General features: G+C 68.6%; 20 protein-coding genes. 13 read left to right on the forward strand and 7 right to left on the reverse strand.

The window, feature by feature from the left end; all coding sequences use genetic code 11:
- Positions 1-137: 137 nt before the first annotated feature.
- The 3 genes from V7787_RS06090 to V7787_RS06100 form a co-directional block, all read right to left on the reverse strand.
- Positions 138-278, reverse strand: coding sequence for a hypothetical protein (locus tag V7787_RS06090; protein ID WP_336086520.1), 141 nt, complete (start codon positions 276-278; stop codon positions 138-140).
- A gap of 195 nt (positions 279-473) precedes the next feature.
- Complete coding sequence (locus V7787_RS06095; RefSeq protein WP_336086522.1) at positions 474-1,490, reverse strand: transporter; 1,017 nt, start codon at positions 1,488-1,490, stop codon at positions 474-476.
- Between the two features lie 253 nt (positions 1,491-1,743).
- Positions 1,744-2,112: a hypothetical protein gene (locus V7787_RS06100; protein WP_336086524.1), complete on the reverse strand. Its 369-nt coding sequence runs from the start codon at positions 2,110-2,112 to the stop codon at positions 1,744-1,746.
- A 172-nt stretch (positions 2,113-2,284) separates the two neighbouring features.
- Here V7787_RS06100 and V7787_RS06105 point away from each other — a divergent pair, with 172 nt between their 5' ends.
- Positions 2,285-3,271: a sterol desaturase family protein gene (locus tag V7787_RS06105; RefSeq protein WP_336086525.1), complete on the forward strand. Its 987-nt coding sequence runs from the start codon at positions 2,285-2,287 to the stop codon at positions 3,269-3,271.
- On the opposite strand, the gene V7787_RS06110 is transcribed toward V7787_RS06105, so the two are convergent.
- The 3 genes from V7787_RS06110 to V7787_RS06120 all read right to left on the reverse strand — a co-directional run bounded on the left by V7787_RS06110 (position 3,228) and on the right by V7787_RS06120 (position 5,945).
- A complete protein-coding gene (locus V7787_RS06110; protein WP_336086527.1) occupies positions 3,228-3,926 on the reverse strand; it encodes a helix-turn-helix domain-containing protein in 699 nt (232 codons plus the stop codon). The genes V7787_RS06105 and V7787_RS06110 overlap by 44 nt on opposite strands.
- 9 nt (positions 3,927-3,935) lie before the next feature.
- Positions 3,936-5,102, reverse strand: coding sequence for a benzoate/H(+) symporter BenE family transporter (locus tag V7787_RS06115; RefSeq protein WP_336086529.1), 1,167 nt, complete (start codon positions 5,100-5,102; stop codon positions 3,936-3,938).
- A gap of 171 nt (positions 5,103-5,273) precedes the next feature.
- Positions 5,274-5,945: an ArsR/SmtB family transcription factor gene (locus V7787_RS06120; RefSeq protein WP_336086531.1), complete on the reverse strand. Its 672-nt coding sequence runs from the start codon at positions 5,943-5,945 to the stop codon at positions 5,274-5,276.
- 138 nt (positions 5,946-6,083) lie between these two features.
- On the opposite strand from V7787_RS06120, the gene V7787_RS06125 reads away from it, so the two are divergent.
- Entirely contained in the window at positions 6,084-6,581 is a 498-nt protein-coding gene (locus V7787_RS06125) for a DUF2938 domain-containing protein (RefSeq protein WP_336086533.1), read from the forward strand.
- A gap of 143 nt (positions 6,582-6,724) precedes the next feature.
- Positions 6,725-8,221, forward strand: a complete 1,497-nt coding sequence (locus tag V7787_RS06130) for an XVIPCD domain-containing protein (protein ID WP_336086535.1) — start codon at positions 6,725-6,727, stop codon at positions 8,219-8,221.
- Between the two features lie 51 nt (positions 8,222-8,272).
- On the opposite strand, the gene V7787_RS06135 is transcribed toward V7787_RS06130, so the two are convergent.
- A complete protein-coding gene (locus V7787_RS06135) occupies positions 8,273-9,181 on the reverse strand; it encodes a LysR family transcriptional regulator (RefSeq protein ID WP_336086538.1) in 909 nt (302 codons plus the stop codon).
- Positions 9,182-9,332: 151 nt separating this feature from the next.
- On the opposite strand from V7787_RS06135, the gene V7787_RS06140 reads away from it, so the two are divergent.
- From V7787_RS06140 to V7787_RS06185, 10 genes are all read left to right on the forward strand, one after another.
- Positions 9,333-10,292 carry an MBL fold metallo-hydrolase gene (locus V7787_RS06140; protein ID WP_336086539.1) on the forward strand — a complete coding sequence of 320 codons (960 nt, stop codon included), beginning with the start codon at positions 9,333-9,335 and terminating at the stop codon, positions 10,290-10,292.
- A gap of 328 nt (positions 10,293-10,620) precedes the next feature.
- Positions 10,621-12,063, forward strand: coding sequence for an undecaprenyl-phosphate glucose phosphotransferase (locus tag V7787_RS06145; protein WP_336086541.1), 1,443 nt, complete (start codon positions 10,621-10,623; stop codon positions 12,061-12,063).
- A gap of 301 nt (positions 12,064-12,364) precedes the next feature.
- Positions 12,365-13,141, forward strand: coding sequence for a polysaccharide biosynthesis/export family protein (locus V7787_RS06150; protein ID WP_336086543.1), 777 nt, complete (start codon positions 12,365-12,367; stop codon positions 13,139-13,141).
- On the forward strand, positions 13,141-14,637 hold the full coding sequence (locus V7787_RS06155) for a GumC family protein (RefSeq protein WP_336086545.1): 1,497 nt from the start codon (positions 13,141-13,143) through the stop codon (positions 14,635-14,637). The genes V7787_RS06150 and V7787_RS06155 overlap by 1 nt, the downstream gene beginning before the upstream one ends.
- Positions 14,637-15,779 carry a glycoside hydrolase family 5 protein gene (locus V7787_RS06160; RefSeq protein ID WP_336086548.1) on the forward strand — a complete coding sequence of 381 codons (1,143 nt, stop codon included), beginning with the start codon at positions 14,637-14,639 and terminating at the stop codon, positions 15,777-15,779. Before V7787_RS06155 ends, V7787_RS06160 begins: the two co-directional genes overlap by 1 nt.
- Positions 15,776-17,113 (forward strand): VpsF family polysaccharide biosynthesis protein, encoded by a 1,338-nt coding sequence (locus V7787_RS06165; protein WP_336086550.1) that lies wholly within the window; start codon positions 15,776-15,778, stop codon positions 17,111-17,113. The genes V7787_RS06160 and V7787_RS06165 overlap by 4 nt, the downstream gene beginning before the upstream one ends.
- Positions 17,110-18,276: a glycosyltransferase gene (locus V7787_RS06170; protein ID WP_336086552.1), complete on the forward strand. Its 1,167-nt coding sequence runs from the start codon at positions 17,110-17,112 to the stop codon at positions 18,274-18,276. Before V7787_RS06165 ends, V7787_RS06170 begins: the two co-directional genes overlap by 4 nt.
- On the forward strand, positions 18,273-19,685 hold the full coding sequence (locus V7787_RS06175) for a WecB/TagA/CpsF family glycosyltransferase (protein ID WP_336086556.1): 1,413 nt from the start codon (positions 18,273-18,275) through the stop codon (positions 19,683-19,685). The genes V7787_RS06170 and V7787_RS06175 overlap by 4 nt, the downstream gene beginning before the upstream one ends.
- Positions 19,672-21,216 (forward strand): glucosamine inositolphosphorylceramide transferase family protein, encoded by a 1,545-nt coding sequence (locus V7787_RS06180; protein ID WP_336086557.1) that lies wholly within the window; start codon positions 19,672-19,674, stop codon positions 21,214-21,216. Before V7787_RS06175 ends, V7787_RS06180 begins: the two co-directional genes overlap by 14 nt.
- Positions 21,213-22,364 (forward strand): glycosyltransferase, encoded by a 1,152-nt coding sequence (locus V7787_RS06185; protein WP_336086559.1) that lies wholly within the window; start codon positions 21,213-21,215, stop codon positions 22,362-22,364. The genes V7787_RS06180 and V7787_RS06185 overlap by 4 nt, the downstream gene beginning before the upstream one ends.
- The last annotated feature ends 4 nt before the right edge of the window (positions 22,365-22,368 follow it).

The raw sequence follows: 22,368 nt of genomic DNA on the forward strand, positions 1-22,368 counted from the left end.
CTCTCCTTCGCGCCGGGGCCTGGCCGGTGGTGTCGTGGTCGCGGACACGACGGCACGGAGAGGCCTCCGTGCCGTCGTGCCTGGCGGCGGGCTGACGCCGGCCGCGCTTACTTCGCCTGCGGCGACTCAGCCTGCGATTACTTCGCGTGCTGGTCCAGGAAGGCCTGTTCGTCGTCGCTCAGTTCCGGCGCGATCTGCTGGGCTTCCAGGGTGGCGATCGGCTCGATCAGGTAAGGACGGGCCTTGACGATCAACGGCATATCGATGTGCTTCTTCATATAGTCCCTCATAAGAGTGATTCATCCGATGAAACGCGTCGCAGCGATGCAGGCCGGCGCGTAAAGGGGCTGTCGCCGTCCGCTGGCTGCCGGACCTCTATATCAAAGCTCGGCGCCCGGCGACGGGCGAATGCGCGGAAGTGTGACCGCAGGCGACGGTATGGCACCGAAAATCCGCCTGAACCGCCGGCCGGGCTAGTCGCGGCGGCGGCCGAACGCGGCGTAGGCCAGGATCGCGGTCAGCACGAACAAGCCCACCACCACCGTCCAGAAGCCGTGGCCGCTTTCGGCCAGCGGCATCCCGCCGACGTTCATGCCGAACAGGCCGGCGATCAGATTGATCGGCAAGGCCAGCACGGTCACCACGGTCAGCACGAACAAGGTGCGGCCGGTTTGTTCGTTGACCAGCGCGGCCAATTCTTCCTGGATCAGCTTGACCCGTTCCACCAACGCCGCCGAGTCGCCGATGGCGGTGGAGAATTCTTCCGCGGCCTGCTGCAGGTCCTGGATGTCGTCGCGATCGATCCAGTCCGGCGGACGGTTGAGCAGGCGGAACAGCGCGGTCGGCTCGGGCGCCAGCAGCCGTTGCAGCCGCACCAGACTGCGTCGCAGCGCGCCGAGTTGGGTGCGGTCGGTGGAGATGCGGTTGGCCAGCAGGCGGTCTTCGATCCGGTCGACCTGCACGGTCGATTTGCGCAGGATCTCGCCGAGCACGCTGGCCTGGTCGCGCAGCAGATGCGCCAGCAGTTCCACCGGCGAGCGGAAACTCTGGCCCGAACGCACCGCCGCGCGCAGCTGGTCGACCGAGCGCAACGGCCGCAGCCGGGCGCTGACCAACAGGCGCGGGCCGATGCACAGGCTGGTGGTGCCGACCTCGGAGGCGTCGAAACTGGAATCGAACAGCACGTCATGGATCACCGCGATCAGCGCGCCGTCGTCCAGTTCCAGCCGGGTCGAGCCGACCTCGCTGCGCAGACTGTCGTAGAACGCGTCGGGCAGTTCCAGGGCGCGGCGCAGGTAGCGCTCGCTGCCGGTGTTGGACAGGGAGAAATGCAGCCACAGGAAACCTTGGCCGTCGCCGTCGGCGGGCGCGGCCAGGAACTGCGCGACCGCGTCGGTGCTGATCGCCTGGGCCGGTTGGCCCGGGACGAAGCGATAGCCCCAGATCAGTCCGTCTTCGTTGGACCCGTAACTGGCATCGGCGATACGCATGCGTGTGAGATCGTGGGGACGGGTCGGCCGGCATAAGCTAGCCGAAAGCGCTTGCAAGTCCTATCGCATTCGCTTCGGTGGATGGGCGCGGCCCTCACCCCAATCCCTCTCAGCCTTGCACACCCTTCCGGCGCCGCAGGCGGGAGAAGGGCTCAATGGCGGCGCGGATCTTCCCTTATCCCACTTGCGGCGACCAAAGGCAGTGCAAGGCTGAGAAGGTGCCCGCAGGGCGGATGAGGGCAAGCGCTGCCAGTTAGCAACGCCCGACCTGGGTGTAGCTGCTGGCCTGCTTGCGCATCCGGATGCCGTCCACGCAGCGGAACTCGACCAGATCTTCGACGATCCCCTGACCAGTGAACGGGTCGGCGCGGTCGATGGCGTTGGCGCGGTGCGCGTTGACCTTGGCGCCGACGGCGGGCGCGGCGGGGGCGGGCGCCGGCAGGTCGCGCCGCAGCATCGCGTGGGCCGAGGCGAGCAGGGTCAGCAGCAGCGCCAGCGCCAGGCTCACGATCAAGCCCGGACTCAGGCGACGGCCGTTGGCGCGGGCCGGATCGTGCGGATCCAGCAGTCCAGCGGCGACGGCGGAGCGCGGTCGGCTGGCTTCCATACGGCCGGCTTCCATACGGTTGGGCTCCTGGATCGATTGCCCGGAGCATAGCCGGCGCATGCACCGTGCAAATGCGCGGCATTGCTCAGTTTGAAGTCCGCCGCCGGCCGCCGCGATGCGCGGTTTGTTCAAGCCCGGCCGGGGCGGGGCGCCGGACACTGCGGCTCCCTCAACACCCGAGCCGCTCATGGCCACTGTCCACCGTTTCGAACCCACGCCGGCCTTGCGCTGGCGCGAGGCTGTCTTCGCCCGGCTGTACGCGCCGCTGTTCTGGGCCGGATTCATCGGCGCAGCGGCGTGGTGGCTGGGCACGCGGCAGGGATCGCCGCTGCTGTTGCTGCCGTTGCTGCTGCTGGCGATCGCAGTGTCGTTGCTGGCCGAGTGCTATCTGCCTTACTGGCCGCTGTGGAACCGCGACGCCGGCGACAGCGGCCGCGACATCGCCCATGCCGTGGTCAACGAGTCTTTGAACCTGCTGGGCCTGGCGGCGCTGCCCTTGCTCGCCGGCGCGCTGCCCGATATCGGCCTGTGGCCGCATCGGGCGCCGTTCGCGCTGCAGTTGCTGGGCGCGATCGTGCTGGCCGATTGCGGCCTGACCTTGATGCATTGGGCCAGCCATCGTTTCCGCCCGCTGTGGCGGCTGCACGCGGTGCATCACAGCGTGCGGCGGATGTACGGGTTCAATGGCTTGATGAAGCATCCCCTGCACCAGATGCTGGAAGCCGCGGCCGGCGTGGCGCCGTTGCTGCTGCTGGGCATGCCGGCGCCGGTGGCGGCGGGGTTGGCGTTCGCCATCGCGATCCAGTTGTTGCTGCAGCATTCCAATGTCGACATGCGCCTGGGGCCGCTGCGGCATGTGTTCGCCTGGGCGCCGCTGCATCGCTTCCATCACATCAAGTACGGCACCGCCGGCGACGTCAATTTCGGTTTGTTCTTCACCGTCTGGGACCGCTTGCTGGGGACCGCGTTCGACAATCCGCGCTATCGGATCGACAGCGAGGATCTGGGCATCGGCAGTTGGCCCGACTACCCCAGCGAGTACCGCGACCAACTGCTGGAACCGTTTTTCGACCGTCCCGCGCAAGCGCTGCCGCCGATCCCGCCGGGCTTGCCGCAGCCGCGCGCGAAACTCAAGGCTGACGACGCAACCCGCGCAGCGCCCGCGAAGGACTGAGCCCGAACAGGCTGCGCATGCTGCGGCTCAGATGCGCCGAATCGGCGAAGCCGGCGGCATGCGCGGCCTGGGTCAGCGAATCGCCGCTCCATGCCAGAGCCAACGCCAGGCGCAGGCGCCGCCACAGAATCAGCCGGCGCACCGGCAGCTCCACCTGGGCGCTGAACAAACGCTCCAACTGACTCAACGACAGCGCCGCCTCGCGCGCCAACGCGGCGGCCTGCACGCGTTCGCCGAGCAGCGCATCGATCCGCTCCAGCGTCGCCGCCACCCGCGGGTCCAGCGGCCGCGGTCGGCGCGCGTCCTGGACCGCGCGCACGATCGCCGGCAACTGCGCCGGCGCCTGCGCGACCGCCTGCAGCAAGTCCTCGGCGGCGAAGGCCAGCGGTTCGGCGAACACCAGCCAGCAACGTTGCGTATTGATCTGCAGGCGGTGGCGCAGTTGCGAGGCGATCAGCAGGCACTCGCCGCTCAGCGCGCCGTGTTCGGTCCAGGCCGATACCGCCGACCCGCGGACGACTTGATGGCAGTAGTGGCGATGCGCCGCGGCGTCGCCGATGTCGGCGTACAGCACCGCGAAATCCTCGGCCAGATGCAACTGGCCGCGCCAGTCGGCGGCGGCCGCATCGGCGCCTGGGTCGTTATCGGCCGCCATCGCCGCGCGTCACTTGCGCACCCGCAGCACCGCCAGGGCCAGCAGCCCGGCGATCATGCCCCAGAACACCGAGCCGATCTGGAACGCGCTGACGCCCGAGGCGGTGACCAGGAAGGTGATCAGCGCCGGCTCGCGTTCCTGCGGGTCGTGCACCGCCGCGGCCAGGCCGTTGCCGATGGTGGTGAACAAGGCGATGCCGGCGATGGCCAGCACCAGTTGCTGCGGGAACGCGGCGAACAACGCCGCCACGGTGGCGCCGAACACGCCGGTGATCAGATAGAACACGCCCGCGGCGACGGCCGCGGTGTAGCGCTTGCGCGGATCTTCGTGGGCGTCGTGGCCCATGCAGATCGCCGCGGTGATCGCCGCCAGACTCAGCGCGAACGCGCCGAACGGCGCCAGCAGCAGATTGGTCAGGCCGGTCCAGCCGATCAGCGGCGACACCGGCGTTTCCTTGTAGCCGTGGGCGCGCAGGATCGCGATGCCGGGAACGTTCTGCGAGGCCATGGTCACCACGAACAGCGGCACGGCCACGCCGATGATCGCCGCCAGCGAGAACTTCGGAGTGATCCAGATCGGCGTGGCCAGGGCCAAGCTGAGCCGTTCCAGGTGCAGCTCGCCTTGCACCGCGGCGATGGCCACACCGATGCCCAAGGTGATGACCACCGCGTAACGCGGACTCCAGCGCCGCGCCAGCAACCAGCTCAGGAACATCGCCCCGACCAGCCAGAAGCGTTGCTCCATCGAAGTGAACACGTTCAAGCCGAAGCGCAGCAGCACGCCGGCGAGCATGCCCGAGGCCAGGCTGGTCGGCAGCCGGCCGAGGATGCGTTCCAGCCAGCCGCTGAAACCCAGCAGCGCGGTCAGCGCGGCGCTGACCACGAACGCGCCGATGATCTCGGCCAGCGGCAAGCCGGCCACCGCGGTGATCAGCATCGCCGCGCCGGGGGTCGACCACGCCGTCACCACCGGCACCTTGTAACGCAGCGACAAGCCGATGCAGGTCGCGCCCATGCCCATGCCCAGCGCCCACATCCACGAGGCGATCTCGGCCTGATTGGCGCCGGAGGCCTGGGCGGCGCTGAAGACGATGGCCGCCGAACTGGTGAAGCCGACCAGGACGGCGACGAAACCCGCGGTGACCGCGGACAGCGACAGATCGCGCAGGGCTCGCATGCAAGAACCGACCGACAAGGGAAGCGAGCATGATGAGGCACAAGCGCGGGTGCGGCGAGATCGCGCGCAGCGGTTCTGTGTTGCGCGTGTCGACATCGGCTCGCGCCGATGCGGCAGTGTGGTCTGGGTCACGAAGCCGCGAACGCCGGGGCAGGGCGCGGACGCCGAGGTTCAGAGCGAGGTTTCCACCTTCAATCCGGCCGCCTGCCATTGCGGAAACCCGTCTTGCGCATGCGCCGCGTCGAAGCCGTGCGCGCGCAAGCTCGCCACCGCGGCGGTCGACAGCACGCAGTAGGGGCCGCGGCAGTAAGCGACGATGGGCAGCTCCGGCGCCAGTTCCGACAGGCGCCGTTCCAGTTCGTCCAGCGGGATGTTGATCGCGCCGGGCAGGTGGCCGAGGGCGAACTCATCGGCCGGGCGCACGTCGAGCAAAGTCACCGCGTCGTCGAGCATGCGGTTGATGAGTTGTTCGCGCGAAACGCCTTCCAGGCGGTCGCGGCCGTGGGCGGCGTCGTCGAGCAGGTCGCGGATGCGCGTGCGGCGGTGGTCGGCGAAGCGGCGCAGCGCTTCCAGCAAGGGCGCGGTGGGGCCGTCGTCGAGCCGATACAGCATGTGCTTGCCGTCGCGCCGCGCCAGCACCAGGCCGGCGCGCTTGAGTTGCTGCAGATGCTGGGAGGCGTTGGCCATCGACAGCCCGCTCGATTCGGCCAGCGGTTCGACCGCCAGTTCGCCTTGCAGCAGACGCTGCAACAGCGCCAAGCGCGGCGCGCTGGCCAGGGCGCGGGCGAGTGCGGCGCAGTCCTCGTGCAACGGGTCGGCGGGGGCTGGGGTCTGGATTGACATGGTGGTGTCGCCCGATCATTCTATTAATCAATTGAATGATACATCAGTAGCGGCCGCAGGGTGTTGCGGGCGTCGAGGCCGGGCTTTGCCCGGCGCCGGTCGCCGCACCCGCCGCCGCCCCGGATCTGGAGTCGGACCATGAGCGCTTACGAGCTGCTGATCCGCGCCGTGCCCATCGGCATCGGCGCGACCTTACTGATCGATCTGTGGGCGCTGCTGCTCAAGCGCGCGTTGTCGATCCCGTCGTTGAACTGGGCGATGGTCGGGCGCTGGATCGGCCATTTCCGCCACGGCCGTTTCGTCCACGCCAGCATCGCCGCGGCCGCGCCGGTGCGCGGCGAGCGCGCGCTGGGCTGGATCGCCCACTACGCCACCGGCGTGGTCTTCGCGACCCTGCTGCTGTGGCTGTGCGGCCCGCAGTGGGCGCGCGATCCGCGGCCGTTGCCGGCGCTGCTGTTCGGCGTGGCCACGGTGGCGTTCCCGTTCCTGCTGATGCAGCCCGGCCTCGGCGCCGGCGTGGCGGCGTCGAAGACGCCCGAGCCCAATCGCGCGCGCCTGCGCAGTCTGATCACCCACACCGTATTCGGCCTGGGCTTGTATGCGGCGGCTTGGACTACGGCCGCGGCGCTGGATTAGCCGCGCGGTTTTGTGCCGCGGTTCGAAGAACGCCGTCGCGCGATTTGCACGATCCAGGTTTTCGCATCTTGTGCCTTTTTGATTGACCGCATCCACACGCATACTGCGTTGGTGCAGTCATCTAAGTGCAAGGACAACCTGCGATGGGAACTTACCGGCATCCGCTGAGCGGCGGCACCGAAGTGCAACTGGCGACCTGGGAGCAAATGCGTCCGCCCGTGCACGGCCTGGAACTGCAGCAGCGCGCCTGGAATCCCAACGACAGCCGCACCTCGCTGGAGTTCTACGAGTCCACCGTCAACTACATGCGCAACGATTGGGCGCGCGACAACATGGACGTGATCCAGGTGTCGGCGGGCCAGCACAATCTGCTGCTGTACCGCAACCGCGAATCCGATACCTGGCACAGCGCCGAAGCGCTGGACATCGACCACGTGCAGCCGTGGAAGCAGCACCTGCAGGACGTGGGCACGCGCAGCATGGCCGACGCCCAGGCCGCGTACAACGACGTCAGCAATCTGCGCACCTTGCCCGGGGTCATCAACCGCGCCCGCACCAGCGCCGAGCGGGCGCTGGAGCAGGGCACCGATTCGCAGGCCTGGCGCGATTGGTCGAGCCGTCACTTCGACTTCGATCCCAACGCCGCGCATCCGCCGTTCGATCCGCAACACGACGGCGCGCGCCGCACCAGCGTCACCCGCGATCAGAACTGGAGCCTGGCCGACGGGCGCGCCGGCCTGAGTTTCGACACCCGGGTCACGGGCAAGTGGTTCGAAAATCAGCTTTCGCAGTGCTACGTCGGCAGCGTTCCGATCACCGGCGACAACGGCTATGCCCGGCAGGTGCCGTTGTTCCAATGCCCGGCGACCCGGCAACTGGTGACCCGCGATGCGTTCGACATCGACCACGTGCAACCGTTCGAGGACGTCGCGCGCCTGCGTCTGCAGCAGTCCGGCGGCTCGATCAGCAAGGCCGACGCCCTGGACTTGTACAACGACACCAGCAACCTGCGCCTGGTCAGCCGCAGCGCCAATTGTTCGCACGAGTGGGAGCTCGACGCCCACGGCGAATACCGCGACCGCGAGTACGAAGCGCCGGAAACCGCCGAGGACCGGGCCTTCATCGATCACAGCCCGATCTCGCCCGAAGACCGGCGCGCGCTGGACATGCTGTCGGAAATGCTCGACCGCAATCCGCCGCCGCGGCCGTCGATGTTCGACGCCGACGCGCCGGTGCACCATCCGCAGGTCCGCTATGCGCTCAGCGACGCGCGCAATCCCGACAACGATCTGTTCGTCCAGGCCCGCCAGCAGGTCGGCGCCCTGAAGGATCAGCACGGCTGGACCATGGGACAGCGCGAACTCGACAACGTCTCCGCCGCGCTGGTGGTTGCGGCCAAGCAGAACCAACTGGCCTCGATCGACGCGGTGATCTATCAGCAGCCCGACAAGCTGTTCGCCACCCGCGGGCAGGGCGAGGCCATGCAATGGGCGGGCGTCGACACCACGGCGATGACCAAGCTGATGTCGCAGAGCTCGCGCGAAGCCAGCGAAGTGGCGCGGACGCCGTCGACCGCCACTGCGCCGGTGCAGAACAACGCCATGCAGGTGGACTCGCAGCCGCAGCAACACCGGCACTGAGGTTGCGGCCGCGGACCGGTGCGCTGCGCATCGGTCCGCGAACGCGCGCTTTTACGCCAAGTCCCGATCCCATTGCGGCGTCTCGCCGAAGCGGGCGGCGAGAAAATCCAGAAAGCTGCGCACGATCAGCGGCATCTGCCGGCGCGAGGCATAGACGCCGTAAATCCCCATGGGTTCGGGCGCGTAGGCGGGCAGCACCACCGCCAACTCGCCGCTGACGATCCGCGGCGCGACCAGATAGGTCGGCAGCATCGCGATGCCCGCGTCGGCGCGCACCGCCTGCATCAGCGCGGTCGCCTCGTTGGCACTGAGGTTGCCGCTGACCGCGACCGTGGCGATGCGGCCTTCGCCGTGCAGGCGCCACAGGCTGCGGCCGACGTAGTGGTGGGTCAGGCAGTTGTGCGCGGCCAGGTCCTCGGGGCGTTGCGGCAGCCCGTGCGTTCGCAGATAGGCCGGGGTGGCGCACAACAGCGAGCGGCACAGCGACAGCCGCCGTGCGATCAGGCCCGGGTCGAGCTCGCCGCTGATCCGGATCGCCAGATCGATGCGCTGCTCGACCAGATTCACCGCGCGATCGATCAACAGCATGTCGACCGCGGTGCCGGGATAGCGGGCGACGTAATCGGCCACCGCCGCGGCCATATGGCTCAGGCCGAACGAAGTGCTGCAGGTGATGCGGATCTGGCCGTGCGGCGCGTCGCCCGGATCGACCAGCGCCGCGCGCAGGTCCTCGCCCAGTTCCAGGATCGAACGGCAGCGCGCCAGCGCCGCTTCGCCGGCCGGGGTGAGGCTGATGCGGCGGGTGGTGCGGTGCAGGACGCGCGCGCCGAGCCAGTCCTCCAACTCGGCCAGATAACGCGACACCATCGCCCGCGACATCGACAAGGCGTCGGCGGCGGCGGTCAGGCTGCCGCGTTCGGCGACCTGGACGAACACGTTGATCGCGGTGAATCTGTCCATTCCAGTCGGTCTGTGGCTCGGCTATTTGCTCGATCTGCGCAACAGTCGGTCGACTTATACGCGGTTTTTCGCTCGCTTTCATTCGCTTATCGTGGTTCCCGTCGGCGCTGTCGGCTTCGCTCAGCGCCTTTCTTCCGACCAGGACACCCGCATGAAAACCCTACGTTCCAGCGCTTTGAGCGCCGCCTGCGCGATCGCCGCGACCCTCGCCGTCGCCGCCTGCGCCGACAAGACCCCGACCGCCGCCCCGGCCGCCGACACCGCCAGCGCCAGCACCGCGCCCGCCGTCGCCGAGCCGGCCGCGGCGCCGCTGAGCATCGAGGTCTATAACCCCGGCGAGCAGGCGATCTTCGCGGTCTCCTCGACCCTGGTGACCGGGGCCAAGGACGCGGTGTTGATCGACGCCCAGTTCTCCACCGTCGACGCGGCCAAGCTGGTCGAGCGGATCAAGGCCTCGGGCAAGCGCCTGACCACCATCTACATCAGCCACGGCGATCCGGATTTCTATTTCGGACTGGTCGCCCTGACCGACGCGTTCCCGCAGGCCAAGGTGCTGGCCACGCCGCAGACCATCGCCCATATCCGCGAAACCTCGGCCGGCAAGCTGCAGTTCTGGGGGCCGAAACTCGGCGCCGGCGCGCCGAGCCGGATCGTGATCCCCGAGCCGCTGCAGGGCGACACGATCGATCTGGAAGGCAACAGCTTGAAGATCGTCGGCCTGGACGGCCCGACCCCGGACCGCAGCTTCGTTTGGATCGAACCGATCAAGGCCGTGCTCGGCGGCATCCCGGTGATGGCCGGCGAACACGTGTGGATGGCCGACACCCAGACGCCGCAGTCGCACGCCGACTGGTTGGGCACGCTCGACAAGATCGCAGCGCTCCAGCCCAAGACGGTGGTGCCGGGCCATTTCGCCCCGGGCGCGGCGCAGAACCTGGACGCGGTGCGTTTCACCGCCGACTACATCCGCGCCTTCGACGAAGAAACCGCTAAGGCCAAGGACGCGGCGGCGCTGATCGCGGCGATGCAGCGGCGTTATCCCGGCCTGGGCGCGCAGGCCTCGCTGGAGCTCAGCGCCAAAGTGGCCAAGGGCGAGATGAAATGGCCGTGAGCCGATTGGCCGCTGGGGCGCGGCGCGAGCCGCGCGCACGGCCGGCGCCGCGCATTTGAGTTAGCTCCACGATCGTCCATGCGCCGGCTGGCGCGTCGCGTCGTGCCGCCGATGCGGCCGACGCGACCCAGCCGCAGCGCGATCGGATTCATTCAGTAGGTTCATCGATCGCGCCGCCCGGCCCGATCCATTTCGCGACTCCATCACACAACGCCGAATCACAATCGTTGCAAAGGAAATCACGTGCCGTGAACCGCGCCGCGAACGCGGGCCCGCCTACGGAGCGTTTCCCGGCAGACCCGATGCATGGACGGTTGTTGAACAGATGATGTCGCCGCTTTCTCCCGCGTTGTTCGCCTTCGCGCGCCCCAACGCGATCCGTTACACCGTGGCGATGGCGCGGCTGGCGCATTTCGCCATCGCCGCCGGCGTGGGCCTGTTGGCGCTGTCGTTGTTCCAGGACGATCCGATGGCGCTGTTCGGCGAGCATCTGGCCTTGTCGTTGCTGGCCGGATTGCTGTGTCTGTTGGTGTTCCAGACCCTGGACCTGTACGGCCACCAGATGTTCAGTCATCTGCTGCTGATCCGGCGGGTGTTTTTCGCCTGGTCGGCCGCGTTCGCCCTGGTCATGACCCTGCACGGGTTGTTCCGCGCGCTGTCGCCGTTGCCGCCCAAGACTTTGGCGGTGTGGTATCTGCTCGGGCTGGGGTTGTTCGTGCTCAGCCGTCTGGTGATGCTGTGGTTCTTCCAGCGCCGGATCCGGCAGGGGCATTTCATTCAACGCTCGGTGATCCTGGGGATGACCGAGAACGCGCTGCGTCTGGCCGAGCAAGTGCATCACCGCGCCGACGTGGCGTCGGGGCTGATCGGTTACATCGACGACCGCCGTTCCCATCGCCTGAGCGAAACCCCGCCGCCGGAACTGCCGCGCTTGGGCGACATCGGCGCGCTGGAACAACTGATCCGCGACGGCCGGGTCGACCAGGTGCTGGTGGCCTTGCCCGCGCAGGCGCAGGGCCGCAACGAAGCCCTGGCCCAACGCCTGCGCCGCCTGCCGGTGCAGGTGCTGCTGATTCCGGACATGACCACCTTCCGCTTCGCCCACCGGCGGATGGTGCCGATGGGCGGGGTGCCGATGTTCGTCGTCGCCGAACCGCCGCTGCAGGGCTGGGCGCCGCTGCTCAAGCGTTGCGAGGATCTGGTGTTGTCGGGACTGGCGCTGCTGGCGCTGGCGCCGTTGATGCTGCTGATCGCGCTGGCGGTGAAGCTGGATTCGCCCGGCCCGGTGTTGTTCCGGCAAAAGCGCTACGGCTACAACCACCGTTTGATCGAGGTCTACAAGTTCCGCTCGATGCATCACCATCTGCGCGACGATCACGCCGATCGCCAGACCGGCCGCGGCGATCCGCGGGTGACCCGGGTAGGGCGCTTCATCCGCAAGACCAGCCTGGACGAATTGCCGCAACTGTTGAACGTATTCGGCGGCAGCATGTCGATGGTCGGCCCGCGCCCGCACGCGACCGCGACCAAGGCGGCCAATGTGCTGTTCGAAGACGCGGTCGAGGAATACGTGGCCCGGCATCGGGTCAAGCCGGGCATCACCGGGCTGGCCCAGGTCAACGGCTATCGCGGCGAGACCGACACGCTGGAAAAGATCCAGAAGCGGGTCGAGTACGACCTGGAATACATCGAAAACTGGTCGCTGTGGCTGGACCTGTCGATCCTGCTGCGCACGGTGCCGGCGGTGCTGTCGACGCAAGCGGCGTACTGAGAATCGCGGGTCGGTTCATCGAGTTCATGCAGGCGCGCCCAGCGCCACGCCGCGTCTACGGCGCCGTGACATTTGCTCCTTATAATGTGATTCAAGTCACATATTTACCGGCTGGGTGGCGCCCCTAGGGCGCCCGGTTTACGCCTCCGGTCTGCACGACAATCCATATAAATCAATGCCTTGTGCGGAACTCCGCAGCAAGGCGCGTGGCTGGGGCGAAAGGATGACAGAGCGGTTCGCAGGGGCAGGGCCAGGCGCTGGCGGCGGGCACACGGTGGCGCGCGTTGTCGGCCGAGGTGGGATGCCGCGATCCGCGAACCGGGCTGGCGCCGTGTTTCGCCGGTTTTGTGTTTGCGCGGCGTTGGCCTGGACCGCGTTCGCGCCGCTGCATGCGCAAGACCGCACCCGCGACGACGGCGCCGCCGCCGACGCGCAAGCCGCGATGAACTTGTCCGCGCGCGCCGCGGATGCGGGCGCCGGCGACTACCGCATCGCGCCCGGCGACGAACTCGCGCTGAAATTCTTCTACGCGCCCGAACTCAACGAGGTCGCGACCGTGCGCCCCGACGGCCGGATCCATCTGCAATTGGTCGGCGAAGTCCGCGCCGCCGATCTGAGCCCGGCGCAGTTGGCCGCCGCGCTCAAGAACGCCTACGCCACCAACCTGCGCCATCCGGAGGTGGCGGTGGAGGTGCAGAAGGGATTCGCGCGTCAACAGGTGTTCGTCGGCGGCGAAGTCGCCCATCCCGGCGCCCAGCCGCTGTTGCCGTCGCTGACCCTGATGCGCGCCTTGATCGTCGCGCAAGGGCTCAAGGACAGCGCGGCGGCGCGGCGGGTGGTGATCCTGCGCCGCGCGCCCGACGGCAAGCCGCAGGTGATCAAGGTCGACGTCGCCGCGCAGGCGCGCCGCGGCGCCGACGAAGTCAACGATCCCTTGCTGCAACCATTCGACGTGGTGCTGGCGGTGCCCTCGAACGTGTCGCGCTTGAACAAATGGATCGACCAGTACGTGCGCCGCAACCTGCCGGTCAACGTCGGCTTCTCCTACGACCTCAACGACAACCGGTCGGGCTATTGATGGACAAGGTCTTTCAGGACGATGCCGACCCCGCGCCGCGCGCGCGTCCGGCGCCGGCGTTTTCGCTGCGCGAATCGCTCGACATCGCTTTCCGCGACCGGCGCCGGATCGCGCTGACCTTCGCGGTCTGTTTCGCGCTGACCTTGCTGGCGGCGCTGTTGCCGACCTCGCGCTACGTCTCCGACGCCAGTCTGCTGGTGCGTCTGGGCCACGAGTATGTGTATCTGGCCGAGAGCGCCGACGGCAACGGCAACGGCGGCGCCACGCCGCTGATGTTCGACCGCACCGAAGCGATGAGCGCGGAGACCGAAATCCTCGGCAGCCGCGATTTGATCCGCGACGTGGTCGCGCATGTCGGCCTGGGCCGGCTGTATCCGGCCATCGCCAAGCAGAGCGAAGACCCGCGCCGGCCCAAGCTCGATCAAGCGGTGCAGGCCTTCCGCGAAAACCTCGACGCGCGCCTGCTCAAGGGCGCCACCGTGATCCAGATCGGTTTCACCCATCCGGACCCGGCGATCGCGCAATCGGCGCTGCGGACCCTGGTGCAGACCTACCTGGAGCGTCGGCGGGCGATTTTCTCCGACGGCCAGGTGCGGTTCCTGCAAGGCCAGCTCGGCGAAGTCGACAAGCGGTTGAAACAGGCCGAACTGCAGTTGACCGGGTTCAAGCAGGCCCACGGCATCGTCAATTACGACCAGCAGATCAGCCTGTTGCTGCAGCAGGGCAACGATCTGGAAACCCGCCTCAACGAAACCAGCCAGCAAGCGCAGACCGCCAACGCGCGGGCCAAGACCCTGACCCGGATCGCCAGCAAGACCCCGGCCAATCTGGTCCAGTACAGCGAGACCCTGGGCGATCCGCAGGTGCCGCGCCAGCTGCTGGATTTGCAGCTCAAGGAACAGAACCTGCGCTCGCGCTATCTCGACGACAACCCGCTGGTGGTCAACGCCAGCAAGGACGTGTCCACCGCCGAGTCGTTCATCCGCCAGCAGCGGCGGGCGCCGCCGACCACGGTGCGCACCGGCCGCAACCCGGTGCGCGAAGCGGCGGAGCTGGATCTGCTGCGGGCGCAATCGGATGAGTCGGCCCTGGCCGGCAGCCGCAAGGCCTTGCAGGAACGCCTGACCCAGTTGCGCAAGCGCGGCGCCGAACTGACCCGCCAGCAGAGCGAACTGGCGGCGCTGAGCCGCGAGCAGAAACTGCTGGAAGACAGCTACGCCAACTACGCGCGCAAGCTGGAAGCCGCGCGCATCACCGAAGCGCGCGATCAGAAGCAGCGCACCACCGTCAGCGTGCTGCAAGCGGCCAGTTGGCCGCTCAAGCCCAAGAGCGTGCGTCTGCCGATTCTGGCGATCGGTTTCTTCGTCAGTCTCGGCGCGGCCTTGCTGGTGGCGTTCCTGTCGCAGGCGCTGCGCAGCAGTTTCCAATCGCCCGAACAGCTCGAACGCGGCCTGGGGCTGCCGGTGCTGGCGACGATGCCGCGAGTGCAAGGCTGATGCCGGCGCGGGCCGACGCCGCGATCGGATTCGGCATCGGCCGTTGCGCGCTGTTGTGGCTGCTGCTGATGGTCTGCGGCGGCGCCGATGCGCTGACGTTGCAGCGTGGGGTCAACCTGAGCCGTTGGTTCGAAGCCAGCGCCGGTGCGCCGGTGGAAGCGGCGGAACTGCAAATGCTGCGTCGCGCCGGTTTCGACCACGTGCGCATTCCGGTCGATCCGACCGCACTGGGTTGGTCGCCTGAGCGCGGCGCGCGTATGGACGCCGCGCCGCGCCTGCGCGCCGCGGTCGACGCCGCGCTGGCGGCAGGGCTGGACGCGATCGTGGATATGCATCCCAACGAAGCGACCAAGCAGGCGATCGAGAACGATTCGGCCGTTGCCGACGCGTATCTGGCGATGTGGACGCGTCTGGCCGGCGAGTTCAAATCGCTGCCGACGCAGCGGGTCGCGTTCGAACTGCTCAACGAGCCGGGTTTTTACGGGATCGCCGGCGGCTTTCGCTGGAGCCGTTATCAACAAAGGCTGGTGCGGGCGGTGCGTGCGGTCGCGCCGGAGCGGGTGTTGATCATCAGCGGCCGCAAGGGCGGGAGCCTGGAAGGGCTGGTCGAACTCGACCCGCTCGACGACCCGCATCTGATCTACAGCTTTCACTACTACCTGCCGTACATCTTCACCCACCAGGGCGCGAGCTGGATGCAGGGCGACCGCTGGACCACCGCCGGCCATTGGCGCAGCGTGCGCTATCCCGCACCGCTGGCGCGCAAGCAGTTGCCGCGCACCGACGGCAAGGTAGAGTTCGAGCGCGCGCGCGATGAGCTGACCGAGTATTTCCAGGACGGCTGGAACCGCGAACACATCGCCGCGCAATGGCAGCCCTTGCGCGACTGGGCGGCCAAACACCGCGTCCGCGTGCATTGCGGCGAATTCGGGGTGATCCGCGAAGGCGTCGATCCGGTTTCGCGCTATCGCTGGATCGCCGACGTGCGCGCGCTGGCCGAAGCCGAGGGCTGGGGCTGGTCGGTGTGGAACTACGCCGACGATTTCGGCATCGCCGACAACAGCAACACCGACGGCCGGCCGCGCGGCGCGCTGGAACCGGCGGCGTTGCGGGCTTTGGGCCTGAATCCGGAGGCGCGATGAGCGCGGCCCGTGTCGCTGCGCTGCGGGCCCGCGCCGTCGCGGTCGATGGCCAGCGTTTGCAACGCGCCAGCGCGGCGCTGGCCGGGCTGGCCCTGGCCGTGTACCTGACGGTGTCGCCGGCGTTGCTGACCGTGCTCGGCATTCCGTACGACGCGCCCTACGGCAGCTTCGTGTTCAAACTGCATCCGGGCGATTACCTGTTGGCCGCGGCGTTGATGTGTTCGTTGGCCGGGCAGGGTAACCCGCTGAGCGAACTGTTGCGGCGCTTGCGCATGCAGCCCTTGCTCAGCGCGTACTGGATCGCGATGAGCCTGGCCTTCGGTTACTCGCTGCTGCGCCACGGGCCGTCGGGTTCGGCGTTCTTCATCGATACGTTGATGATGCCGGTGGCCTTGGCGCTGGTGATGATCCGGCTGGACGCCGCGCAGTGCCGCGGTCTGTTGCGGCTGATGCTGGCGCTGTTGATCGCCAACGCGGTCCTCGGCCTGCTGGAGGCCGCGTCCGCGCGCCATCTGATTCCCTACACCGTGGCCGGCGGCGTGCCGGTGATCGAAGACAAATTCCGCGCCACCGCCTTGCTCGGCCATCCGCTGGAGAACGCGCTGCTGACCAGCATGCTGCTGCTGGCGACGCTGGATCTGCCGATGTCGCTGTTGCGGCGCGCGGCGCTGTGCGGCTTGTCGATCCTGGCCTTGCTGGCGTTCGGCGGACGCACCAGTTTCCTGCTGACGGTGCTGGCCTTGCTGGCGTATGCGGCGCCAGTGCTGTGGCGCGGTTTGCTGGCCGGGCGCTACGGCTATCTGCACATCGTCGGCGCGTTGTTGGCGGCGATGATCGCGGCGCCGGTGGCGATCGCCGGCGTCTGGAGCAGCGGCCTGGGCGCGCGCATCTTCCAGGGCCTGTACTTCGACGGCAGCGCCGCGGTGCGGCTGCGGATTTTCTCGGTATTCGACTACCTGGACGGCTACGACATCGCCTTCGGCATTTCGCCGCAGCAGATTCAGGACCTGTCGGCGCGGATCGGCCTGTCGCAGAACCTGGAGGCGATCGAGAACTTCTGGTTGTTCATGCTGCTGCAACTGGGCGCGCCGGTGTTCCTGGCGTTCGCCATCGGCCTGGCCTGCGGGCTGGGCTGGCTGTGGCGGCGCACCGGCGTCGGCGGGCGCTGGGCGCTGGCGGTGTTTGTGATCACCGCCTCGACCACCAACTCGCTGGCGTCCAAGACCAGCGCACTGACTTTGCTGTTCGCGCTGCTGTGCGCCGTCGCCGGCGCCCGCCGCGGCGATGCGCGCCCGCGCGCGTCCCTTCTTCCGCGTCACGGAGTAAACGCATGACTCGTTTGTCCGTCACCAGCGCTCACGACGGTTGGCAGATCGCGCCGCCGCGGCCGTACCGGGTCTTGCACCTGATCAACGGCGAGCACTACGCCGGCGCCGAACGGGTGCAGGATCTGCTCGCCCTGCAACTGCCGCGGTTCGGTTGGGTGGTGGATTTCGTCTGCCTCAAGCGCGGCGTGTTCGAGCGCGTGCGCGAGGCCGACACCAGCCGGGTGACCACGCTGACGATGCGCTCGCGCCTGGACATGGCGCCGGTGCGCGAACTGGCGCGGCTGTTGCGCGAAGGCCAGTACGACGTGCTCAACACCCACACCGTGCGTTCGGCCCTGATCGGTCGGTTCGCCGCGCAGCGCGCCGGCAAGCCGATGGTGCATCACGTCCACAGCCGCACCGATCGCGATACCGACAACGCCATGCGCAACCGCATCAACAGCGCGATCCAGGGCTTCAGCCTGCGCCGGGTCGAGCGGCTGATCGCGGTCTCGCACGGCACCGCCGACTACCTGCGTTCGATCGGTTACGACGACGACAGCATCCGGGTGGTGCCCAACGGCGTGCCGGTGGCGGCGGCGCCGCGCGATTGGCGCGCGCCGGATGCGGACTGGGTGTTGGGCATGGTCGCGCTGTTCCGTCCGCGCAAGGGCGTGGAAGTATTGATCCAGGCGCTGGCGGCGCTGCGCGCGGGCGGCTACCCGGTGCGTCTGCACGCGGTCGGCGGTTTCGAAAGCGAGGCCTACCGGCAACAAGTGCTGGCCTTCGCCCAGGCGCAAGGCGTGGCCGAGCATATCCACTGGACCGGCTTCACCCGCGACATCGCCGCCGAGTTGGCGCGGATCGATCTGTTCGTCCTGCCCAGTCTGTACGGCGAAGGCCTGCCGATGGTGTTGATCGAAGCCTTGGCGGTCGGATTGCCGGTGGTGGCCACCGCCAACGAAGGCATCCCCGAAGTATTGGCCGACGGCGGCGCCGGAACCCTGGTGCCGCCCGGCGACGCGCAGGCCTTGACCCGCGGATTGGCGGCGATGATCGACCAGCCGCAACGCGCGCAGGCGCTGGCCCGGGCCGGATTGCGGCGGCAGCGCGAGCGTTACTCAGACACGGTGATGGCGCGTCAGGTCGCGGCGGTGTATCGCGAAGTGCTGCACGGGGAGGGCGCGTGAGCGACGCTCATGACTTGGCCGGGATCGGCCGCCTGTTGAGTCGGTTGCGGATTCTCGCCAATGCCGCCTCGCAACAGAAACTGCTGGACCGGTTGGCCCGGCCGCGCGCGCCGACGGTGGTGTCGTTCCTCAACCAGCACGGATTCAATCTGGCCTGGACCGATCCGGCCTTCCGCGAACGGCTGCTGCGCAGCGATGTGTTGCTGCGCGACGGCGTCGGCGTCGCGCTGGGATTGCGGTTGTTGGCGCGCGATCCCGGACTCAACGCCAACGGCACCGACCTGATTCCGAAAATCGTCGCCGCCTACGCCGGCAGGCGGGTCGCCTTGATCGGCACGCGCGAACCTTATCTCGAGCAGGCCGCGCGCTACTTGCGCGAGCAAGGCGCCGACGTGGTCTGCGCGCTCGACGGCTTCGGCGATCAAGCGCGTTACCTGCCCGCGGTAAGCGCGGCGCGTCCGGATCTGGTGATCCTCGGCATGGGCATGCCCAAGCAGGAACGCATCGCCGCCGAGCTCGCCGCCGCTGCCGACAGACCGATGCTGATCGTCAACGGCGGCGCGATTCTGGATTTTCTCGCCGGCCGTTTTCCGCGTGCGCCGCAGTGGATGCGCCAGGCGCGGCTGGAATGGTTGTACCGCCTGGGTCGCGAACCGCGCCGTCTGTGGCGCCGCTATCTGCTCGGCGGCGGCCAATTCATCGCCCGGGTGGCGCGCCTGGGCTGGAGCAGCGACCTGGATTCCGCCGCGGCCGCCCGGTCCGCCGACACCGATACCCCTTTGCCTGAGATCGCCGCGATGAACCCGCAAACGCCGCCCTTGTTCGCCCAGACCGATGCGAGCGTGACCCAGTTGCTGCACCGGGTCGATGCGAGCATGGGCGAGACGCGCGAGCGCATCGTCCAGTTCGTGGCCGCGCGCTCGGGCGAGGGCACCAGCACCTTGGCCTACAGCTACGCCTGCGCCTCGGCGCGGTTGGGCAAACGGCGGGTATTGCTGCTGTCGGACGATCTGGACGGCGAGACTGCCGTCGCAAGTCTGGCCGGCACGGCGTTGGGTACGGATGCACCGCCGATCGCCAGCAGCGCCGTGGGCACGGTGAGCTTCGCGCGTCTGTGCGATCCCGAACGCAGTTACCAGGACAACTACGCCGCGCTCGGCGAGTCCGCCGCGTGGTCGGCATTGGCCGAGGCCTTCGATGAAATCGTGGTCGACGCGCGGCCGCCGTTCGCGCTGGCCGCGGCCCGGCACGCCGCCGGGGTGATCGTGGTGGTCGAGGCCGAAGTCACCCGTGCCTCGCTGCTGCGCAAGCTGCTCGACGATCTGTCCGCGGTCGAGGCGCGCGTGCTCGGCTCGGTCTTGAACAAACACCGCTCGCACCTTCCGTATGCCCTGCATGAGCGACTTTGACCCGAGCGCACCGCCGGTGCGAGTCGCGCTGTTGCTGCCGGAGGCGGATTGCCGGGTTTGGCAGCAGCGCATCGCCGCCGCGTTGAACGGATTGCCGGATACCGAGGTGCGGATCGTGCGGGTCGCGGCGACCCACGCGGCCGACGCGCAATGGCGGCGATGGCGCAACACCATCGCCGAACTCGGCGCGGCCGAGCCCGCATCGGTCGACCACGCTGGCCTGGGCGAGGTCTGGGACGCGGTCATCGATCTGGCCGGCATCGCCGAACTGGCGCCGTGGCGCGCTCGCAGTGCGCGCGGGGTGTGGCAGTTGCTGGATTCGCAAGGCGGCCATCTGGCCGCGGCCTATCCCTGCCATGCCTCGATCACCTCGGGGCAGGGCGGCGAGTTGGCCCTGGTCCGCGACGGCGCGCAGGTGTTGGACAGTGCGCGTTTCTTCGCCGATCCGTACTACCCGGCCTCGTTGGGCCAGGCCTATCGCAGCGCGGAAATCCTGCTGTGCGCGGCGGTGCGGGAACTGGCCCGGCCGGCGGGTCCGCAACCCGTCGCCGCGTTCACGCCGCAACCGCGGGCCGGTTCGCTGAGCCGCGCCTTGCACGGCCTCAGGGGCCGCGCCCTGGCGTGGCGGCGGCGGCTCAAAGCGCAATGGCTGAGCGAGAGTTGGATGATCGGCGTGGTCGACGCGCCGATCCAGGGGATGCTGACCGAATCGTTCCAATCGCGGATCCGCTGGCTCGGCGAACGCGGTCGCAGCGGCTATCGCGCCGATCCGTTCGGCCTGCCCGGCGATACCCGCCGGCTGTATTGCGAGAGCTACGACTACCAGGAAGGCTTCGGCCGGCTGGAAAGCCTGCGCCTGGATGAGCAGGACCGAATCGTCGAAGCCGCGCCGGCGGGCGTGCGCTTGCCCGGCCATCTGTCTTACCCGTATCTGTTCGAACACGACGGCGGCCTGTACGCGGTGCCGGAAACCGCCGCGCGCCGGCGCTGCGAGCTGTTCCGCATCGACCAGGCCGGGCACTGGCAGCCGGTGACGACGCTGCTGGAAGACGTCGCCGCGGTCGATGCCAGCCTGTTCGCCTGGGGCGGCCGCTTCTGGCTGGCCTATACCGATCTGGCCCTGGGAGCGTTCGACAATCTTTGCCTGAGCTACGCCGACGATCTGCGCGGGCCTTGGCAGCGGCACGCGCGTTATCCGGTCAAGCTCGATCATCGCAGCGCGCGCCCAGCCGGAACGCCGTTCGTGCACGAGGGCGCGCTGTATCGGCCGGCTCAGGATTGCGCCAGCGGCTACGGGCAGGCGGTGGTGCTCAATCGGGTCGACCTGTGCACGCCGCACAGCTATCGCGAGGAAATCGTCGCCGAGTGCCGGCCGGATCCGCGCGGCCTCAACCCGCACGGTTTGCACACGGTGTCGGCGTGGGGCGAGCGCACCTTGGTCGACGGCAAGCGGTATGTGTTCAGTCCGCGCGAACTGGGCCGCAAGCTGCGGCAACGCCGCGACCGGACGTTCGGGAGCGCAGGCCGGTGAGCGCTTCGGCTATCGGCGCCAGCGTGCGAACGGTGTTGTTGTATCTGCCGCAGCTCAAGGTCGGCGGCGCGGAAATATCGATGCTGCGTCTGGCCCAGGGGCTGCGCGCGCAAGGCGCCGAAGTGGCGATGGCGGTGCACCGCGCCGACGATCAGGCGCTGGCCTTGGCCGGCGATCTGGAACTGCTCTCGCTCGACGCCGAACGCACCCGCGCGGTGCCCGGACGCCTGGCCCAGCTGCTGCGCCAGCGCCGCCCGCAGGTGCTGGTGTCGGCGCTGACCCACAGCAATATCGTCGCGGTGCTGGCCGCGCGGTGGGCGCGGGCGGGAACCCGGGTGGTGGTGACCGAACACGCGCCGGTGTCGTCGATGCGGCAACTGGATCGTTCGCTGCGTTACCGCGCGACGCTGCGGCTGATGCCGTGGGCGTATCGCTGGAGCGATGCGATCGTGGCGGTGTCGCAAGGCGTGCTCGACGACATCGGTCCCGGTCTGATCGACCCCGGCCCCGGCGGGCGCCCGCGCACGGCGGTGATCGCCAATCCGGTGCTGCGCCAGGACTGGAGCGATCTGGCCGATGCGCCGCTGGACGACCCCTGGTTCCAGCCCGGCACCACGCCGGTGATCCTGTCGGTCGGGCGCTTGAGCCCGGAGAAGAATTTCGCCGGACTGATCCGCGCCTACGCCGGCCTGCGCCTGCCGATGCGGGTGCATCTGGCGATCATCGGCGAGGGGCCGCAACGCGAAGCCTTGCAGGCTCTGATCGATGAGTTGGGCTTGTGCGAGCGGGTGCGCCTGCTCGGTCAGCAAGCCAACCCTTACGCCTACATGCGGCGCTCGCGGGTGTTCGTGCTGGCTTCGTTGTTCGAGGGCTTCGGCAACGTGTTGATCGAAGCGATGGCCAGCGGCGCGCCGGTGATCAGCGCCGATTGCCCGGTCGGCCCGCGCGAGGTCCTGGGTGGCGGGCGTTTCGGCGCTCTGGTCGCGGTCGACGACACCGCGGCATTGACCGCGGCGATCGAACGCCAGTTGCAGCGTCCCAACGCCGTGGCCGAAGCGCGGGCCCAGGCGCACGCATCGGGTTTCACCGTCGAGCGCAGCGCCGCGCAGTATCTGGCCTTGTTCGACCGGATCGCGCCGCGCGTCTGACCAC

It is taken from the genome of Pseudomonas sp. CGJS7 (genome assembly GCF_036961695.1).

What these genes read in the sequence shown, in the direction of transcription:
- V7787_RS06090 (WP_336086520.1), bottom strand. Translation starts at nt 278, where the DNA reads ATGAAGAAGCACATCGATATGCCGTTGATCGTCAAGGCCCGTCCTTAC.
- V7787_RS06095 (WP_336086522.1), bottom strand. Translation starts at nt 1,490, where the DNA reads ATGCGTATCGCCGATGCCAGTTACGGGTCCAACGAAGACGGACTGATC.
- V7787_RS06100 (WP_336086524.1), bottom strand. Translation starts at nt 2,112, where the DNA reads ATGGAAGCCGGCCGTATGGAAGCCAGCCGACCGCGCTCCGCCGTCGCC.
- V7787_RS06105 (WP_336086525.1), top strand. Translation starts at nt 2,285, where the DNA reads ATGGCCACTGTCCACCGTTTCGAACCCACGCCGGCCTTGCGCTGGCGC.
- V7787_RS06110 (WP_336086527.1), bottom strand. Translation starts at nt 3,926, where the DNA reads ATGGCGGCCGATAACGACCCAGGCGCCGATGCGGCCGCCGCCGACTGG.
- V7787_RS06115 (WP_336086529.1), bottom strand. Translation starts at nt 5,102, where the DNA reads ATGCGAGCCCTGCGCGATCTGTCGCTGTCCGCGGTCACCGCGGGTTTC.
- V7787_RS06120 (WP_336086531.1), bottom strand. Translation starts at nt 5,945, where the DNA reads ATGTCAATCCAGACCCCAGCCCCCGCCGACCCGTTGCACGAGGACTGC.
- V7787_RS06125 (WP_336086533.1), top strand. Translation starts at nt 6,084, where the DNA reads ATGAGCGCTTACGAGCTGCTGATCCGCGCCGTGCCCATCGGCATCGGC.
- V7787_RS06130 (WP_336086535.1), top strand. Translation starts at nt 6,725, where the DNA reads ATGGGAACTTACCGGCATCCGCTGAGCGGCGGCACCGAAGTGCAACTG.
- V7787_RS06135 (WP_336086538.1), bottom strand. Translation starts at nt 9,181, where the DNA reads ATGGACAGATTCACCGCGATCAACGTGTTCGTCCAGGTCGCCGAACGC.
- V7787_RS06140 (WP_336086539.1), top strand. Translation starts at nt 9,333, where the DNA reads ATGAAAACCCTACGTTCCAGCGCTTTGAGCGCCGCCTGCGCGATCGCC.
- V7787_RS06145 (WP_336086541.1), top strand. Translation starts at nt 10,621, where the DNA reads ATGTCGCCGCTTTCTCCCGCGTTGTTCGCCTTCGCGCGCCCCAACGCG.
- V7787_RS06150 (WP_336086543.1), top strand. Translation starts at nt 12,365, where the DNA reads ATGCCGCGATCCGCGAACCGGGCTGGCGCCGTGTTTCGCCGGTTTTGT.
- V7787_RS06155 (WP_336086545.1), top strand. Translation starts at nt 13,141, where the DNA reads ATGGACAAGGTCTTTCAGGACGATGCCGACCCCGCGCCGCGCGCGCGT.
- V7787_RS06160 (WP_336086548.1), top strand. Translation starts at nt 14,637, where the DNA reads ATGCCGGCGCGGGCCGACGCCGCGATCGGATTCGGCATCGGCCGTTGC.
- V7787_RS06165 (WP_336086550.1), top strand. Translation starts at nt 15,776, where the DNA reads ATGAGCGCGGCCCGTGTCGCTGCGCTGCGGGCCCGCGCCGTCGCGGTC.
- V7787_RS06170 (WP_336086552.1), top strand. Translation starts at nt 17,110, where the DNA reads ATGACTCGTTTGTCCGTCACCAGCGCTCACGACGGTTGGCAGATCGCG.
- V7787_RS06180 (WP_336086557.1), top strand. Translation starts at nt 19,672, where the DNA reads ATGAGCGACTTTGACCCGAGCGCACCGCCGGTGCGAGTCGCGCTGTTG.